This is a genomic window from Anaerococcus obesiensis ph10, from assembly GCF_000311745.1.
In the GTDB taxonomy this organism is placed as follows: Bacteria; Bacillota; Clostridia; order Tissierellales; family Peptoniphilaceae; genus Anaerococcus; species Anaerococcus vaginalis.
This window is the reverse complement of record NZ_HE978531.1, coordinates 1,113,155-1,130,828: the sequence shown is the minus strand read 5'-3', so window position 1 is coordinate 1,130,828 and position 17,674 is coordinate 1,113,155. Positions and strand designations below refer to the sequence as shown.

Genomic DNA, 17,674 nt, shown 5'->3' with positions numbered 1-17,674 from the left:
AGGAAAAAGTTATGAAAAATAAATCAAAAACCTTTACAACTTATCTACTAATAATATTAATGTTAGTTCTTACTTCTTCAAGTCTTTCATTAATAGGAATATTTATGGGAAAAGTTGTAACTGCTATTTCAAATTTAAATATGGGACAATTTAAATCAAATCTTTCAAAATTGGGCTTATTAGTTTTGGTAAATTTTCTTTCTTCAAATTTGGCGTTTAGACTTAATTATAGGCTTGGTATGGAAAAATTCATTTATCTAAAAAATGAGCTTTTTAAAAAGGATTTGGAAAATACTGGAGAAATAAATATTGCAAATTACACGACAAATATTGAAAATATATATGCTAATAGGTTTATGATAAAAATAAATACAATAAATTTAGCCTTGACCATGTTTTTTGCAGTTATTTCTATTATATATATATTAATTACAAACTTCTTCCTGTTGCAGTAATTGGAGCAAGTTTACCACTTTTAATTCCTTTGCTCTTAGGTAAAAAAATTCAAAGAAAATCTCAAAAATTTAATGAATTTTATGATTTTTATCAAAAATACATTGGCAAAAAGTTAGGGCAAAAAAATGAATATTTGAGATATAAGGTTGAAGATAAACTAATTGAAGAAAAAAGTAAGATAGAATTTGACCATGAAAAAAACAGGAAAGATTTAAAAAATATAAATAATTTTTCCAATATATCTTCCCAAGCTTTGGGTTCGATTTCATATATTTTGATTTTTATTTTTGGCGGATATCTTGCTTTTAAAGGAGAAATTGAAGTTGGTTCTATAATTTCGGTAGTACAGCTTATGAATTATATAGTAGATCCTGTTATTGCATTATCTTCTCTTATTTCTTTGTATAATGAATCTAGACCTATTTATGAAAGTATTAAAAAACTTCTAGATGAAAAACAAAAGGGTAAAAAAGCTTTTGGCTTAACATATCCAATAAATCTTTTTGCAAAAAATATATCTTTTGCATACGAAGATAAAAAAATAATAGAAGATTTTAATTATGAATTTTATTATGGAAAGAAATATTTGATTAAGGGAAAATCTGGTAAGGGCAAGTCGACTTTGGCAAAAATTCTTTGTGGGGAGATTTCTCCTGATAAGGGAGAAATTTTGTTGAATGGTTTAGATATAAAAGATTTTGACTTTAGGGACTATATTCTATATGTTGACCAAAAACCAACAATAATAGATGGAAATTTGGAAGATAATATTAAGTTTTATAGGAATAAATTAGATAAGAAGATTGATTTGAATTTATTTAATATAAATAAAAAATTAAGTGACAAAGTAAGTACAAATGATGGGATATCTGGCGGAGAAATGATGAGAATAAGTTTGTTAAGGTCGTTATTAAATCCTAGGGACATAATGATATATGATGAACCTATAGCAAGCTTGGATGATTATAATTCAAAGATTGTCATAGAAAGATTATTATCTTTAAAGCAAACTGTAATAATTATCTCCCATAAAATGACAAAAGAAGATTTGGAAAAATTTGATGAAATAATTGATATATAAATTTATAATATTTTTTTAGGATTTGCGAATTTATTTTGACAAATCCTTTTATTTTATCTAGGTACAGAGGGAAAACTATATCATAAATCAAATAAGTGTAAAATTTTTATAAAATTTTAAAAAATAAGTGTATAACAAATAAATATAAATTTTATAATCTTTGAACTTACAAGATTTAAAATAAATTTTGAAAAAAATCTCAGAGAATAAAAATATATTTTTAAAATCATAAATAAAGTTGACATGAAAACGTAAAACTGATATTATTTAGTTGATCTTAAGATCAATATTATTCATTTCAAGGAGGAAAAATAGAAATGAAGAAACTAGGTTTATTGCCAAGACTAATTATTGCAATCATTCTAGGTATTCTAATTGGGCTTGCAGGTCAAAAAGTTGACGTTTTAAAAATCTTAGTTAGATTACTAATTACTTTTAATGGTCTATTTGGCAACTTCTTAGGATTTGTTATTCCACTAATTATTATGGGATTTGTAATTCCAGGTATAGCAGATCTTGGAGATTCAGCAGGAAAGACACTAGCAATTACAGCAGGTATTGCATATTTGTCAACCGTTATCTTTGGAACTATTACATATTTTGTAGGCAGCGTTGTTCTTCCTAACTTTATTAAAAAGGGAGCAATCTCATTTGATCCAGAGAAAAACTCAGGAAAAGCTCTAGAAAAAATATTTGAATCACCAATGGATCCAGTATTTTCTGTTACAACAGCACTTATCATTTCATTTATACTAGGTGTTGGTATAGCAGCAGCTAAAGCTGAAGTTCTTAAAAAAGCAGTTCATGAATTCTCTGATATTATTACAAAATTAATATCAAATGTTGTAATTCCATTATTGCCATTCCACATTTGTGGTATTTTTGCTAACATGGCTTATGAAGGAACTGTAGCAGTAGTATTATCAGTATTCGCAAGAGTATTTATCATGGTATTGATACTACACTATCTAACAATTACTGCACAATTTACAATTGCAAGTTCAATGTCAGGTGGAAATCCATTCTCAAAAATCAAGACTATGATTCCAGCTTACATGACAGCTATAGGAACACAATCATCTGCAGCAACAATCCCAGTTACACTTAACCAAACTTATAAATTAGGTGTAAACAAAGGTATAGCAGACTTTGTAATTCCACTTTGTGCAACAATTCACTTATCAGGTTCAACAATCACATTAACATCTTGTTCATTATCAATTCTTATGCTTAATGGATCAGATGTAGGATTCCAACACATGTTCCCATTCATCCTTATGCTAGGTGTTACAATGGTAGCAGCACCTGGAGTTCCAGGAGGAGCAGTAATGGCAGCACTAGGTATTCTTCAATCAATGCTAGGATTTACAGAACCTATGACAGCATTAATTATTGCATTATATGTTGCTCAAGATTCATTTGGTACAGCATGTAATATCACAGGCGATGCTGCAATAGCTTGTATAGTAAATAAAATTTCAGGATTTAAATTAGATCCAGAAGCTAATGCAGAATACATTGATGAACTAGTTAAGCAATAAAAAAATAGAACTCTTTTGAGTTCTATTTTTGAGCTTATGATCTTAAGACAATTAATTATGAAAATTTATTAAAAAGGAGTAATTTTTATGACGATAAAGAGAAGAAAAGTTACCATGGACGGTAACACAGCAGCAGCTCACGTATCTTACGCTTTTAGTGAAGTTTCAGCTATATATCCTATAACTCCATCTTCACCAATGCCAGAATTTATAGACAAATGGGCAGCAAATGGAAGATTAAATTTATATGGAAATCCAGTTTCAGTTACAGAAATGCAACATGAAGCAGGAGCAGCAGGAGCAGTTCACGGATCACTTGCAGCAGGAGCACTTACATCTACATACACAGCAAGTCAAGGACTTCTACTAATGATTCCTGATATGTACAAAATTGCCGGCGAAAGACTTCCTGCAGTTTTTCACGTAGCAGCACGTTCATTATCAACATGCTCAATCAATATGTATGGCGACCATCAAGACGTTATGGCAGCAAGAGCAACAGGTTTTGCTATGCTTGCATCAGGTTCTGTACAAGAAATTATGGATCTTTCTCCAGTAGCTCATCTTTCAGCTATAAAAGCTAGAGTTCCATTTGTTAATTTCTTTGATGGATTTAGAACAAGCCATGAAATTCAAAAAATCGACGTTTGGGATTATGACCAATTTGAAGATATGGTTGATTGGAAAGCAATTGATGATTTTAAAAATGATTCATTAAATCCACACAGACCAACTATGCGTGGTGTATTTGAAAAGAGTGGATATTTCCAAAGAACTGAAGCTCAAAACAAAGCTTACAATGGACTTCCAGAAATAGTTGTTGATTATATGAATAAAATTAATGAAAAAATTGGAACAAATTATTCATTATTTAATTATGAAGGGGCAGAAGATGCTACAGATATAATTATAGCTATGGGTTCTGGTACTGATACAATTCAACAAACAGTAGAAGAATTAAATAAAGATGGAAGAAAAGTTGGACTTGTAAAAGTACATCTTTATAGACCATTTTCAACAAAACATTTACTTGAAGCAATTCCAGAAACAGTTGAAAGAATTGCAGTTTTAGATAGAACAAAAGAAAAAGGTTCTGCTGGAGAACCTCTATACTTAGATGTATTAGAATCTTTCTCAGATTCAGATAGAAATCCAAAAATAATTGCAGGAAGATATGGACTTGGACAAAAAGATACAAGACCTGCTCATATAAAATCAGTATTCGATAATTTAGCAAAAGATGAACCAAAAAATCACTTTACAGTTGGAATTATTGATGATGTAACTAATACATCTCTTGAAGTTGACAATAGTTTTGTAATTTCTGATGGACAAACAACACGTTGTATATTCTGGGGAAATGGTGGAGATGGAACAGTAGGAGCAAATAAAAACGCTATAAAAATTATAGGCGATAATACAGATATGTTTGCTCAAGGATATTTTGACTATGATGCTAAAAAATCTAATGGTCTAACAATGTCTCACTTGAGATTTTCTCCAAACCCAATCCATGCAGCATACTTTATAGATGAGGCTGACTTTGTATCATGTTCTCCTCAAGCTTATGTAAGACAATATGACCTTGTTAAAAACCTTAAAGAAGGTGGAATTTTCTTATTAAATACAATTTGGTCAGAAGAAGAACTTGAAGAACATATACCAAATTATTTATTAAAAGAAATAGCAGATAAAAATATTAAATTCTACACAGTAAACGCATCAAAAATTGCTCAAGAAGTTGGACTTGGACACAGAACAAACATGGTTATCCAAACAGCTTTCTTCATTCTTTCAGAAGTTTTACCAATTGAAGATGCTATAAAATATCTAAAAGATTCTATTGAAAAATCTTATGGAATGAAAGGTCAAGATATTGTTGATATGAACAACAAGGCAGTTGACCGTGCAAGTGAAGAATTACAAGAAATAAAAGTTAAAGAAGAATGGAAAAACCTTGGCGAAGATAGAGAAGGTGCAAATGAAAATGAACCAGACTTTATCAAAAACATGGTAAGACCAATAATAAATCTAGAAGAAGATGATCTTCCAGTTTCAACATATCTTCCATACGATGATGGTCAATATATGGCAGGAACATCAAGATATGAAAAACGTGGTATAGCATTATTTGTTCCAGAATGGAATATAGATAATTGTATCCAATGTAACCAATGTTCATATATCTGCCCACACGCAACAATTAGACCATTCTTATTAGATGAAGATCAAAAAGCAAAAGCTCCAGAAGGATTTGAAACTAAAAAAGCTATAGGCAAAGGACTTGAAGGTTACGAATTTAGAATTCAAGTTTCTCCATACGATTGTATGGGATGTGGAAACTGCGTTGACGTATGTCCTGCTCCAAAGAAAGCTTTGGCTATGAAACCAATAGATGAACAAATCGAAAAACAAGCAGAAAATTGGGAATATGCTCATGGCGAAGTTGGATATAGAAATGATGAAATAGCTCCAACAAATGTTAAAAATTCTCAATTTAGCCAACCATTGCTTGAATTCTCAGGTGCATGTGCAGGCTGTGGAGAAACTCCTTATGCTAAATTAATCACTCAATTATATGGTGATCATCAAATTATTTCAAACGCAACAGGATGTTCATCAATTTGGGGTTCATCAGTTCCATCAATGCCATATTGTACAAATAATAATGGCGAAGGACCAGCTTGGGCATCATCATTATTCGAAGATGCAGCAGAATATGGTTATGGAATGTTGCTTGCAACAAAATCAAACAAATTCTTACTAGAAACTTTGATGAAAAAATTCTTAGAATTAAAAGTTTCTACACCATTAAATGATGCATTTAACGAATGGTTAGAAAATAACGATGACTTTGAAGAAAGCAAAAAAGCAGCCATAAAAATTGAATCATTAATTGCAAATGAAACTGATAATGAAGAAGCTAATAAAATTATCGAAAGAATTAAATCATTAAAAGATTATTTAGTTAAAAAATCAGTTTGGATTTATGGTGGAGATGGTTGGGCTTATGATATAGGATTCTCAGGAGTAGACCATGTTCTTGCAAGTGGCGATGACATTAATATTATCGTATTTGATACAGAAGTTTATTCAAATACAGGTGGACAAAGCTCAAAGGCAACTCCTCTTGCAGCAGTAGCAAAATTTGCAGCAAGTGGTAAAAAAGTTAGAAAGAAAGACCTTGGATTGATGATGACAACTTATGGTTATGTTTATGTTGCACAAGTTGCAATGGGAGCAAACCAAGCTCAAACATTAAAAGCAATAAAAGAAGCAGAAAGCTATCATGGTCCATCATTAATAATTGCTTATGCTCCATGTATTAACCACGGACTAAAAGCAGGAATGGGCAAGACTCAAAGAAGAGAAAAAGAAGCTGTAGCAAGTGGATATTGGCACTTATGGAGATTTAACCCACTTCTTAAAGAAGAAGGAAAGAATCCATTTAGCCTAGATTCAAAAGATCCTACAGAATCATTCCAAGAATTCCTACAAGGCGAAGTAAGATACGCTTCCCTTAAAAAAGCCTTCCCAGAAGATGCAGATAGATTATATGCAGAAGCTGAAGAAGCTGCAAAGGAAAGATTAGAATCTTACAAAAAAATGGAAAATAAATAAAAATTAAATCCTAAAAATAGTATATGAATCACTAAGTGTTTTAATAAACCAGACTTTCAAAAGTCTGGTTTATTTTTTTATATTATTTTCTATTTAAGTTTTCAAATCGCTTGCTATTTAATTTTTAAAATTATTTTTTGCTTAATTTTTTGATGTTTAATTTTTTGATGTTTAATTTTTGAAATTTTAAAAATTTAAGAGATTGTATTATTTTTGCTTTTATTAAATAATATTTTTAGCGTATGGATATTTTTAGACTGCCAAAAAATTTAAATTTTCTTTTTTTATTTTTTAAAGTTTTATTTAAAAATTTTATAAAAATAATTAGTTTTATGGCACTTTTTTAACTCATAATTTTAGTGTATAATTAAAAAACGAGGTAAAAATATAACAAGCGCCAGATCCTTTTGGGATGACGAGGAATGGAGTTATCGAAAATTCGGCGGGTGCTCCATAGCTTTCACAGGCTCAGTATTTTACAAAAATAAGAAGCAATTCTTATGACAAAGAAAATAAAGTGATACCTCTAAAATTTAATATTAGGAGGATACTATGTGCGGAATAGTATGTTATAAGGGAAGGCTAAATGCCAGAGAAGTTATTATGGATGGTCTTGAAAGGCTTGAGTATAGGGGATATGATTCGGCGGGAATCTCACTTATTGATGGTGGTTTAATTAAAACTGTCAAAAAAAGCGGCAAGGTTAAAGTTTTAAAAGACGAGCTTTCAAAAAATCCTATCGATGGAAATATCGGGATTGGTCATATTAGATGGGCAACTCACGGTGGTCCTTCAGATATAAATTCTCATCCACATCTTTCAAATAATGGGAAAATTTCTGTAGTTCACAATGGAATTATTGAAAATTATAATGAGCTAAAAGAAAATCTAAAAAAGGAAGGATATAGCTTTAAGTCTGATACTGACACAGAAGTTATTGCAGTTTTGATTGAAAAATATTATAAAGATGATATTTTAGAGGCTGTAAAAAAAGCAAAAAATGACTTGAGAGGATCTTTTGCTCTTGGAATTTTGTGCCAAGATGAAAGCGATAGACTTATAGTTTTAAGGGAAGAAAGTCCACTTGTTTTGGGAATAACAGATGACGGCATTCTTGCAGCAAGCGACCTTCCTTCAATTATAAAATATACAAAAGATGTAATTTATCTTGAAAATGGAGATTTGGTTGATATTAAGGGCGAATCTTTTATAATTTATGATAGAAATTTCCAAAAAATCCAAAGAAAAATTTCAAAAGTTGATTTTTCTTTTGAAGATTCAACTAAGGAAGGCTTTGATCATTTTATGATTAAAGAAATATTTGACCAACCAAAGGCGATTTCTGATACAATAAGATTCAAAATGACTGATGAAATGATTGATTTTAAAGAAAATGCCTTTAGCAAAAAAGAAATTGAAAATTTCAATAAAATTTATATAGTTGCTTGCGGAACAGCTTATCATGCTGGTCTTGTTGGTGCCTATGCTTTGGAAAAATTTGCAAAAATTCCTGTAATTTGTGATATTGCAAGTGAATTTAGGTACAATGACCCATTTATTGACGAAAATACTTTGATGATTTTGGTAAGCCAATCTGGAGAAACTGCCGATACTCTTGCAGCTTTAAGACTTGGAAAGATTAAGGGAGCAAAGACTTTGGTTTTGACAAATGTAGTTGCATCATCTCTTGATAGGGAAGCTGACAAAACCATTTATTGTTATGCAGGGCCAGAAATTGCAGTAGCATCAACTAAGGCTTACACTACACAAATAATTTCTCTTTATATGCTTGCCCTAGATTTTTCTTTAAAGCTTGGAACAATTGATGAAGAAAAATACAAGGAAATAATTTCAGAAATGAAAAAAATGCCTGAAAAAATAAAAGAAATTTTGGATGACAGTGAAAAAATAAAAACTTACGCGAATGAGATAAAAGATTTTGATTCTATGTTTTATATAGGACGTGGTCTTGATTATAAATCTGTAATTGAAGGTTCTTTGAAATTAAAAGAAGTTTCTTATATTCACTCTGAGGCTTTGGCTGCAGGGGAATTAAAACATGGAACAATAGCTTTGATTGAAGAAGGAACACCGGTTGTAGTTGTTGCAAGTCAAGAAAATATAATGGAAAAAACCATATCAAATGTAAAAGAAATCATTTCAAGAGGAGCCAATATTTTTTCAATTTCAAGAAAAGATGATCATCTAAAAGAAATTTCTAATTTTACTTTTGAATTGCCAAAGACAATTGACCCTCTTTATCCAGTTTTGTCGGTTGTTCCTCAACAAATTTTGGCATATTATGTTTCCTGTGCCAAAGGACTTGATGTGGATAAGCCTAGAAATTTAGCAAAATCAGTAACGGTGGAATAACTTGCACAAATAATTAAATACAGTATATTATAAATGAATTTATTTTACCAAAACCATGAGAAGCCTTAGGGCTTCTTTTTTTTATCTAAAATTAATTTTAATTTGTATTCTCTTAAAAAATCTGAATAAATTATTTTTAATTTACATGAGCAAAAGTTTGAAATTAATGGGTTTTTATTTATAATATACTAAATAAATTTATAAAAATAAAAAAAGACTTGACAGGATTTTTCAATCATAGTATTATTGACTTATCAAATAGATTTTAAAAACCAGATAAAGAGAAGAGTAGTCGTATGGATTATTGTACAGAGAGCCCTGTTTAGCTGAGAGGGGTGAATAAAAAGTGTGATGAAGATGGTCTCAGATGGGATAAGTCGATATTTAGACTTATACGGGAACTCCCGTTATAGAGTTAGGATATGATAGTATCTGAAGAGGCATTTTTTAGTGCAAAAAAGGTGGTAACGCGGAAAAATTTCGTCCTTATTGTAGTTTATCTACAGTAAGGACTTTTTATTTTGCATAAATTTAGAAAGGAAAGGTTTTGGAAATGACAAATATAAGTGCAAAAGAGATTAAAAATTTGGTAAAGGAAAATTTAGATTTTGCAAAAAAAATCAAAAATTATTTACACGAAAATCCAGAGCTTTCAAGCAAGGAATTTGAAACTCGCAAATTTTTAATAAATGAGTGCAAAAAAATTGGTTTGGAAGTTGAAGAAGTAGAAAATTCCACAGGCTTTGTGGCAATTCTTGATACAAAAAGAAATGGTAAAATTTTGGGACTTAGAACTGATATAGATGCTCTCCCAATTTTTGAAAATGAAAATAATTTAAAAAAAAAGAAGTTGTATCAAAAAATCCTGGCGTGATGCACGCTTGTGGTCACGATTTTCACATGGCTCTTGCCCTTACAAGTGCAAAAATTCTTTCAGAAATAAAAAATAACTTAAATGGAAAAATTTATTTTATTTTTGAAGAAGGCGAAGAAACAGGAGCTGGAATTTATCCAATGGTTAAGCATTTAAAAAATATAAAATTTGATGCAATTTATGGAAATCATATTGATACAGAAATTCCTACAGGAAAATTTGCCATTTCCAAAGGAAAAGTTTATGCGGGTTGTGCAGGGGTTGATTTTGATGTAATCGGCAAGGGCGGTCACGGCTCAAGACCTGATTTATTAATTTCTCCAATAAATGCTCTTGTTGCAATTATAAATAACCTAAACCAAACATGGGCGAGTGGACTTAATCCAAATGAAATTGTAACTTTGGGAATTGGGTCGATAAATGCAGGGGTTGCTTCAAATGTAATTCCTGATAAGGCGAATTTAAAGGCTACCTTGAGATTTTTTGAAGATGAGGTTGGAGAAAAAGCCTTGGAAAAATTAAAAAATGTAGCAGAAAAAACTGCAAGTATTTATGATTGCAAGGTTAAATTTAATGATTACACAAGAGTAGTTGCCTATCCAGTTATAAATGATGAAAAACTTGCTGATTTTACAAGATTTTCTTTGGATGAAATTTTTCCAAATGCAAGAGTTGATGAAGAAATTTCTTTTGGATCTGAATCATTTTATGGCTATGGGAAAATTGCTCCAAGCGTTTTTGTAAAAATCGGTGTAAAAAATGAAGAAAAAGGATGTGGAGCGGGAGCTCACACTGAAAAATTTGATGTAGACAACGACGGTCTTTATTATGGACTAGCTTGTGCCTTAAATTTTTTGATAAATTTTGATAGAAAAGAGAGAGATAATGATTGAACTAAAAAATATAAGCGTAGACTTTGATGGTTTTAAAGCAGTTGATGGAGTTAATCTTAAAATTGAAAAGGCCGATGCCTTTGGCATAGTTGGATTTTCAGGAGCTGGAAAATCAACTCTTGTAAGGTGCATAAATCTTTTGCAAAAACCATCTGAGGGAGAGGTTTTAATAAAAGGAGAAAATCTTTTGAACTTATCTGAAAAAGATTTGAGAAAAAGACGTAAAAAAATTGGTATGATTTTCCAACACTTTAATCTTTTGAACAATCTTTCGGTAATTGATAATGTAATTTTTCCAATAAGAAAGGAAAAAATTTCAAAAGAAGAAAAAATTCAAAAAGCAAAAAACTTTTAGATTTGGTTGGGATTGGAGATAAGGCAAAATCTTTTCCAAGAGAACTATCTGGAGGTCAAAAACAAAGGTGTGCCATAGCAAGAGCCCTTGCATCTGATCCAGAAATTTTACTTTGCGATGAGGCAACAAGCGCCCTTGATCCAAAAACTACCAAGCAAATTTTAAAACTTTTGGGAGAAATCAAAGAAAAAATTGGAATAACAATTGTAATAATCACTCATCAAATGGAAGTTGTAAAAGATCTTTGCAACAAGGTTGCGGTAATGCAAGATGGAAAAGTGATTGAAAAAGGCACAACTCTTGAAATTTTTTCAAATCCAAGACACAAACTCACAAAAGATTTTGTAGAAACTTCAACAAATGTAAATCAAACCCTTGAGGAAGTTAAAAATAATTTAAAAGTTTTGAAAAAAGATGAATTTTTGGTAAAACTTTCTTATGTTGGAGAAGCTACAACTCAGCCGGTTATAAATGAAATTTATGAAAAATTTAAAGTCAAAACCAATGTTTTGGCAGGAAACATAGAATTTATTACAAATGTTCCAGTCGGAAATCTTATAGTGACTTTTAAGGCAGAAAGAGAAAATATCGACAAGGCGATTGAATATTTAATAGCCTGTGGAACAAATGTACAACTTTTAGGAGATAGTAATGGGATACTTTGATTATGCATTTTCAATAAAAGATAGAATTTTTGAAGATATTGGTCTTACTTTTTATATGTTATTTTTATCAGCCATATTTTCAGGAATTTTTGGACTAATAATAGGAGTAATACTTGTAGTAACAAATGACGGAGGAATTTTAGAAAACAAAAAAGTTTATAGAATTTTGGATAAGATAACAAATCTTTTTCGTGCAGTTCCTTTCATAATTTTACTTGCAGTAATTAGTCCTATAACAAATTTAATTGTAGGAACGAGGATTGGACCGACAGCTGCAATAGTTCCTTTAGTTTTTTCTTGCGTGCCATTTTTTGCAAAGCAAGTTGAGCAAGCTTTGGCAGAAGTTGATCCGGGAGTAATAGAGGCGGCGGAAGCTATGGGAAATTCACCATTTGAAATTATAACAGCAGTTTATTTAAGAGAGGGACTTCCATCACTTGTAAGAGCTTCATCAATAACTTTGATTTCGCTTTTGGGACTTACAGCGATGGCTGGAACAATTGGAGCAGGAGGAATAGGAAATCTTGCAATAGCAGTCGGATACAACAGATACAAAAACGATGTAGTTATTATATCGGTCATAGTTATTTTGATAATTGTCTATGCCATCCAAGGCATTGCCAATTTAATTATAAAAAAGACATCACATTAAAAAATATTAGGAGAAAAATGATGAAAAATTTAAAGAAAATTGCCCTAGGCTTGTCACTTGTACTAACTTTAACAGGATGTGGAAATAAAAAAGAAGATACAAATTCAAATAGTAATCCATCAAATCAAGCAAAAAGTGAAGACAGATTTGCCGATGCAAAAGAAATTAAAATAGGAGTTTGTGGCGAAAAAAATGAAGTTTTAGAAGATGTGGCAAAAAGATTTGAAAAAGATACGGGAAAGAAAATAAAAATCGTACCATTTTCAGATTATAACCAACCAAATGAAGCGTTAAATTCTGGAGATATTGATATAAATTCCTTCCAACACAAAAAATTCTTGGAAGATTATAATAAATCACACAAAACAGATATAGTTTCAGTTGGAGACACCTTGCTTGCACCAATGGGAATATATTCTAACAAGATAAAAAATGTAAAAGAAATAAAAGATGGGGATAAAATTGCAATTCCAAACGATCCAACAAATGGAGCAAGAGCACTTTTTCTTTTACAATCAGCAGGATTAATAGAAGTTGAAGGAAAAGAAGGAGATGCAATTACTATTGATAATATCAAGAAAAATCCAAAAAATTTGGAAATAATTGAACTTGATGCAAGCCAAACAGCAAGAAATCTTACAGAAGTTGCTGCATCAGTTATAAATTCTGGAATGGCAGTAGATGCTGGATTTATTCCGACACAAGATTCAATTTATTTAGAAGATAAAGACGATCCAGCAAAAGCAATTTATGTAAATATATTTGCAGCAAGAAAAGAAGATAAAGATTCAAAAACATTAGAAAATTTTGTAAAAAATTATTATCAAACAGAAGAAACTAAAAAATTAATAGAAAAAGAAACAAAGGGATCAGAAATCCCAGCTTGGAAATAAAAAAAGGAGATAAAAAATGAAAAAAATAGGAAAAATTGCTTTAGGACTTGCCCTACTCCTAGGACTTAGCTCATGTGGAAACAAGGAAGAAAAAAATACATCAAATTCAAACGAAAACGCAAAAGAAAAACAAAGCATAAAAATCGGTGTGGTTGGAGAATATAACGACGTATTAAATGAAGTTATAAAAAGATACGAAGAAAAAACGGGAAATGATGTAGAGCTTGTAGTTTTTACAGATTATAATCAACCAAATGAGGCTTTGGAATCTGGAAATATTGATTTAAATGCTTACCAACACAAAAAATTTCTAGAAGAATTTAACAAAGACCACAAGACAGAACTTGTTTCAATAGGAAATACAATGCTTGCACCGCTTGGGATTTATTCCAAAAAATATAAATCACTAGACGAAGTAAAAGAAAATGACGAAATAGTAATTCCGAATGATGCATCAAATGGAGCAAGAGCCTTGTTTTTATTACAAGATGCAGGCCTTATAAAAGTAAAAGGCGAAAAGGGAGATCCGGTAACAGTTGAAGATATTAAAGAAAATCCAAAAAAATTAAAAATCACAGAAGTTGACGCAGCACAAACAGCAAGAAATCTCGATTCAGCTGCTCTTGCAATAGTAAATGATACTTTTGCCCTAGATTCAAAAATTGCAACCGAATATCCAGCTTTAAAATTTGAGGAATCAAAAGCAGATGACACTAATCCATACGTAAATGTATTTGCAGCCAAAAAAGAAAGAAAAGACGATAAAGTTTTAAATGATTTTGTAAAAAATTATTACCAAACAGACCAAACCAAAAAAGACTACGAAAAATTAACAGGAGGAGCATGGATTCCTGCTTGGTAAAAATTAAATAAGACCACCTTAAATATATATAGGCTATGAGTTTTGCTCATAGCTCAGAGTGTAGACAAAGTCTAATTATTAAGAATTATTAGTAATTTAGAATTAAATTAATAATAACCCATCTCGACTAAGTGAGTGAAACGAACGCACGGAGAGATCTCATGAGATTTCTCCGCTCACTACGTTCGGTCGAAATGGGCGAATTTTTAGTTTGTCAACAGACTGGGCTATGAGTTTTCTCATAGCTTTTTTATTTTCAAAACCAAAAGAAATTTTGAAAATTTAATAAAAAATTTTTAATGTATAATGATTGTATGAGAATAGCAGAAATTAAAGATTTAGATGAAATAATGGTAATAATAAATGATGGGAAAAAAGCTTTGAAAAAAGATGGAGTTGACCAATGGCAAAATGGACTTCCTGATAGAAAGGGGATTTTGGAAAATATTTTGACGGGAGAAAGTTTTGTTTATGAGGAAAATGGAGAAATTTTATCTTTTGCTTTTTTAAAAAAATCTTACGAAGAAGATTACAAAAACATTGAAAATGATTTTAAAAATCATGGACCATTTTTTACTATTCACAGATTGAGTGTGAAGGAAAGTGCAAAAGGCAAGGGTCTTGCTAATAGATTTTTTGAAGAAATTATTTCTTATGGAAAAAATTCAAAAATGGAGTCGATTAGGATTGACACTCATCCTGATAATTATAAAATGCAAAGTTTAATTAAAAAATTTTCTTTTGAAAAAATTGGAATTTGTACTGTTGATGACAAAATTAAAAGGTCTAAAAGATTTGTGTATGAGTTGATTTTATGATAAATGAAAAACAAAAATTGATTGTGGAAGATGCAAAATATCCTTGTGCAGTTTTGGCAGGGCCTGGTACGGGAAAAACTTTCACAATTGTTCAAAAAATTATTTCTTTAATAAAAAATGACGGAATTAGTCCTAACAAAATCCTTGTAACTACTTTTACAAAAAAAGCAGCGAATGAGCTTATTGAAAGGGTGGAGTCAGGTCTTAAAAAAGAGAAAATTTTTGCTGATACTTCAAATATGTTGATTGGAAATTTCCATTCCCTTGCTCTTTCTTTTTTGAAAGAATATAAATCCTTTACGAATAAAATTTTTGATCCTTTGGTTATCGACTCTCATATTGAAGGATATTTGATTGAAAAAAATATGGATATTTTTGAAAATCTTCCAAATTTTTCAAAATTTATTTCTTATAATGAGGTCGGACAAATTCAGGGGATTTTTGCGAATATTACCAATAATTTGGTCGACTTGGATGAACTTCGTAATTCTAATAATCCTCGTGATATTCTAGCTTTGGAAATTTATTTGGCATGGGCAAATTTTCTAGATGAAAATGACCTTATAAATTATCAATTGATTTTAAAAAAATTTTATGATCTTTTAAAAGATCCTTTTTATGGAAAAAAAATTAGGGATAGGATTGATTTTGTAATAATTGATGAGTACCAAGACACAAATACTATTCAAGAAGAAATTTCTTTTAGCCTTTGTAAGGGCAAAAACCTTATGGTTTTTGGAGATGATGATCAGGCTCTTTATTCATTTAGGGGAGCAAGTCCTAAAAATTTGAGAGATTTTGATAAAACTTGCAAGATGAAGATGAAAAGAAAGGCTAATTTTTATCATATTGATATTAATTACAGGTCTAATCAGGAAATAATTGACAAATCCAGACAATTTCTTGTAAATTCTAATGCTTTTGACCTTGAAAAAATAAAAAATCTTAAGGCTAATGATGGCGAAAAAAATGAAAATTCTGTTGTAAGGGCTAGGGCAAATGAATATGAAAATATTGAATATATAGTAAAATTTTTGAACAAAAAAATAAATTTGAATCAAATAGCATTTTTGTTTCCGTCTTTAAATAGTGATTATCCAAAATCTTTGCAAACTTATTTTGAAAATCACGGAATAAATGTTTTAAATAAATCATCGAAATTGTTTTTCAAAAGAAGAGAAATTAGACTTTGCCTTTATGTTCTTATTTCAATTTTTTCAAAAAAACCAAAAAAACTTACTGGTTCAAATCCAGATAAGTACAAATGGACTCAAGAAACGAATTTCAAAAAATATATTGTTAGCATTTTCGATGATAAAGAATTTACAAAAAATGAAGAATTAAATGCCTATATAAAGGAAGAAAAATTAATTATTGAAGAAAATAAATCCTACACGGATATTTTATACAAAGCTTTTGGACTTGAAATTTTTAGGGAGATTTTGGATAAAAAAATTGACAAATTAAATTCAATAAGAGAGCTTTCAAATATTGGGAAATTTACATCAATTTTATCAGATTTTACAAATCTTTGTGGCTATGATATAAATTATTACAAAAAATCAGTGGATTTAATTTATGGATATATTTTTTATCTTTTCAAAAATTCAGCCGTAAGCGAATTTGAAAATTTTGATGCTCCAAAAAATTCTGTAATATTTTCTACAATTCATCAAGCAAAAGGACTTGAGTATGATGTGGTATTTGTATCAAGTTTAAATGATAATCCAAGAAAAGATATGCGCGCATTTAGTCCAAAACTAGAGGCTGCAAAAGAAAGTGATTTTTTAAAAAATTATTATAGGAAGTATTATACAGCCTTTACCAGAGCAAAAAATCTTTTGGTTTTATTGGATAATTCCAAAAATTCCTACATTAAAAATTTTGCCTTTTCATTAAATTCGTCTTCAATATTAAAAACCATAGATTTTAAATTCAAAGAAGATATTGTAAAAAAAGAAATTTTGGCATATACAACGGATATTTCAATTTACAAATCTTGTCCATTAAAATATAAATTTATAAGAGTTTTGGATTTTAAAAAAGAAAAATCAAAATCTTTGGAATTTGGTTCAAAAGTTCACTCTCTTGCCGAATATCTTACAAATTTAAAAAAAGAAAATCTTTCTTACCATGCAATAAATGACTTTATAAAGGAAAACAAAGAATTTCAAAAACCAATTGAAAATTTTGTAAATAGAAATTTTCCGATAAAACATTCGGAAATGAATATAAAACTTGATAGATTTTCCTATATTTTGCAAGGAAATATTGATATAATCCTTGAAGATGGAACAATTATCGATATAAAAACTGGAAAGGCAGATGAAAATAATTTAATTTCCTACAAAAACCAACTACTTACTTACTACAATTTGTTAGTTTATAATAATAAAAAAGTAAACAAGATGATCTTATATTTTATTGAAGAAGACAAACTTATAGAAGTAGAAAAATCGGATTTTGATATGAAAAATATAGACGAAATAGGAAAAAATATAGTAGAAAAAAATATTGAAATAAAAACTCAAGATAAGAAACAATGCAAATTTTGTCCTATGGCATATTTTTGCAAAAGAACTTGATTAAG

Annotated in this window: 12 protein-coding genes, 1 pseudogene and 1 other annotated feature; all 13 genes and pseudogenes read left to right on the top strand. The window is 29.9% G+C overall.

Annotated features, from left to right (window positions below; all coding sequences use genetic code 11):
- Window positions 1-11 precede the first annotated feature (11 nt).
- The 13 genes and pseudogenes from HGAG_RS05735 (at window position 12) to HGAG_RS05680 (ending at window position 17,669) form a co-directional block, all read left to right on the top strand.
- On the top strand, window positions 12-455 hold the full coding sequence (locus HGAG_RS05735; RefSeq protein ID WP_019118282.1) for a hypothetical protein: 444 nt from the start codon (window positions 12-14) through the stop codon (window positions 453-455).
- Window positions 419-1,537, top strand: a complete 1,119-nt coding sequence (locus HGAG_RS05730; protein ID WP_341871712.1) for an ATP-binding cassette domain-containing protein — start codon at window positions 419-421, stop codon at window positions 1,535-1,537. Before HGAG_RS05735 ends, HGAG_RS05730 begins: the two co-directional genes overlap by 37 nt.
- Window positions 1,538-1,854: 317 nt before the next feature.
- A complete protein-coding gene (locus HGAG_RS05725; RefSeq protein ID WP_019118280.1) occupies window positions 1,855-3,078 on the top strand; it encodes a dicarboxylate/amino acid:cation symporter in 1,224 nt (407 codons plus the stop codon).
- 87 nt (window positions 3,079-3,165) lie between these two features.
- The gene (nifJ, locus tag HGAG_RS05720) at window positions 3,166-6,699 is read left to right on the top strand and encodes a pyruvate:ferredoxin (flavodoxin) oxidoreductase (protein ID WP_019118279.1); all 3,534 of its coding nucleotides are present in this window, start codon (window positions 3,166-3,168) and stop codon (window positions 6,697-6,699) included.
- A 552-nt stretch (window positions 6,700-7,251) separates the two neighbouring features.
- Entirely contained in the window at window positions 7,252-9,072 is a 1,821-nt protein-coding gene (gene glmS, locus HGAG_RS05715) for a glutamine--fructose-6-phosphate transaminase (isomerizing) (protein ID WP_019118278.1), read from the top strand.
- Window positions 9,073-9,339: 267 nt separating this feature from the next.
- Window positions 9,340-9,563: a binding site (T-box leader), on the top strand.
- Between the two features lie 62 nt (window positions 9,564-9,625).
- The gene (locus tag HGAG_RS12090) at window positions 9,626-9,946 is read left to right on the top strand and encodes a zinc-binding metallopeptidase family protein (protein ID WP_244263827.1); all 321 of its coding nucleotides are present in this window, start codon (window positions 9,626-9,628) and stop codon (window positions 9,944-9,946) included.
- Window positions 9,946-10,839, top strand: coding sequence for an amidohydrolase (locus tag HGAG_RS10705; protein WP_234287419.1), 894 nt, complete (start codon window positions 9,946-9,948; stop codon window positions 10,837-10,839). The genes HGAG_RS12090 and HGAG_RS10705 overlap by 1 nt, the downstream gene beginning before the upstream one ends.
- Window positions 10,832-11,859, top strand: a pseudogene (locus HGAG_RS12415) (methionine ABC transporter ATP-binding protein). Before HGAG_RS10705 ends, HGAG_RS12415 begins: the two are co-directional and overlap by 8 nt.
- Complete coding sequence (locus tag HGAG_RS05700) at window positions 11,846-12,511, top strand: methionine ABC transporter permease (protein WP_019118277.1); 666 nt, start codon at window positions 11,846-11,848, stop codon at window positions 12,509-12,511. The pseudogene HGAG_RS12415 and the gene HGAG_RS05700 overlap by 14 nt, the downstream one beginning before the upstream one ends.
- Window positions 12,512-12,531: 20 nt before the next feature.
- On the top strand, window positions 12,532-13,404 hold the full coding sequence (locus tag HGAG_RS05695) for a MetQ/NlpA family ABC transporter substrate-binding protein (RefSeq protein WP_019118276.1): 873 nt from the start codon (window positions 12,532-12,534) through the stop codon (window positions 13,402-13,404).
- 16 nt (window positions 13,405-13,420) lie between these two features.
- Complete coding sequence (locus HGAG_RS05690) at window positions 13,421-14,266, top strand: MetQ/NlpA family ABC transporter substrate-binding protein (protein WP_019118275.1); 846 nt, start codon at window positions 13,421-13,423, stop codon at window positions 14,264-14,266.
- A 314-nt stretch (window positions 14,267-14,580) separates the two neighbouring features.
- On the top strand, window positions 14,581-15,084 hold the full coding sequence (locus HGAG_RS05685) for a GNAT family N-acetyltransferase (RefSeq protein ID WP_234287420.1): 504 nt from the start codon (window positions 14,581-14,583) through the stop codon (window positions 15,082-15,084).
- Window positions 15,081-17,669, top strand: coding sequence for an ATP-dependent DNA helicase (locus HGAG_RS05680; RefSeq protein WP_019118273.1), 2,589 nt, complete (start codon window positions 15,081-15,083; stop codon window positions 17,667-17,669). Before HGAG_RS05685 ends, HGAG_RS05680 begins: the two co-directional genes overlap by 4 nt.
- Window positions 17,670-17,674 lie beyond the last annotated feature (5 nt).

Excerpts from the sequence above, each read along its gene's own strand:
- HGAG_RS05735 (WP_019118282.1), top strand. The coding sequence starts at position 12 with ATGAAAAATAAATCAAAAACCTTTACAACTTATCTACTAATAATATTA.
- glmS (WP_019118278.1), top strand. The coding sequence starts at position 7,252 with ATGTGCGGAATAGTATGTTATAAGGGAAGGCTAAATGCCAGAGAAGTT.
- HGAG_RS05685 (WP_234287420.1), top strand. The coding sequence starts at position 14,581 with ATGAGAATAGCAGAAATTAAAGATTTAGATGAAATAATGGTAATAATA.
- HGAG_RS05690 (WP_019118275.1), top strand. The coding sequence starts at position 13,421 with ATGAAAAAAATAGGAAAAATTGCTTTAGGACTTGCCCTACTCCTAGGA.
- HGAG_RS05700 (WP_019118277.1), top strand. The coding sequence starts at position 11,846 with ATGGGATACTTTGATTATGCATTTTCAATAAAAGATAGAATTTTTGAA.
- HGAG_RS12090 (WP_244263827.1), top strand. The coding sequence starts at position 9,626 with ATGACAAATATAAGTGCAAAAGAGATTAAAAATTTGGTAAAGGAAAAT.
- HGAG_RS05725 (WP_019118280.1), top strand. The coding sequence starts at position 1,855 with ATGAAGAAACTAGGTTTATTGCCAAGACTAATTATTGCAATCATTCTA.
- HGAG_RS05680 (WP_019118273.1), top strand. The coding sequence starts at position 15,081 with ATGATAAATGAAAAACAAAAATTGATTGTGGAAGATGCAAAATATCCT.
- HGAG_RS10705 (WP_234287419.1), top strand. The coding sequence starts at position 9,946 with ATGCACGCTTGTGGTCACGATTTTCACATGGCTCTTGCCCTTACAAGT.
- HGAG_RS05695 (WP_019118276.1), top strand. The coding sequence starts at position 12,532 with ATGAAAAATTTAAAGAAAATTGCCCTAGGCTTGTCACTTGTACTAACT.
- nifJ (WP_019118279.1), top strand. The coding sequence starts at position 3,166 with ATGACGATAAAGAGAAGAAAAGTTACCATGGACGGTAACACAGCAGCA.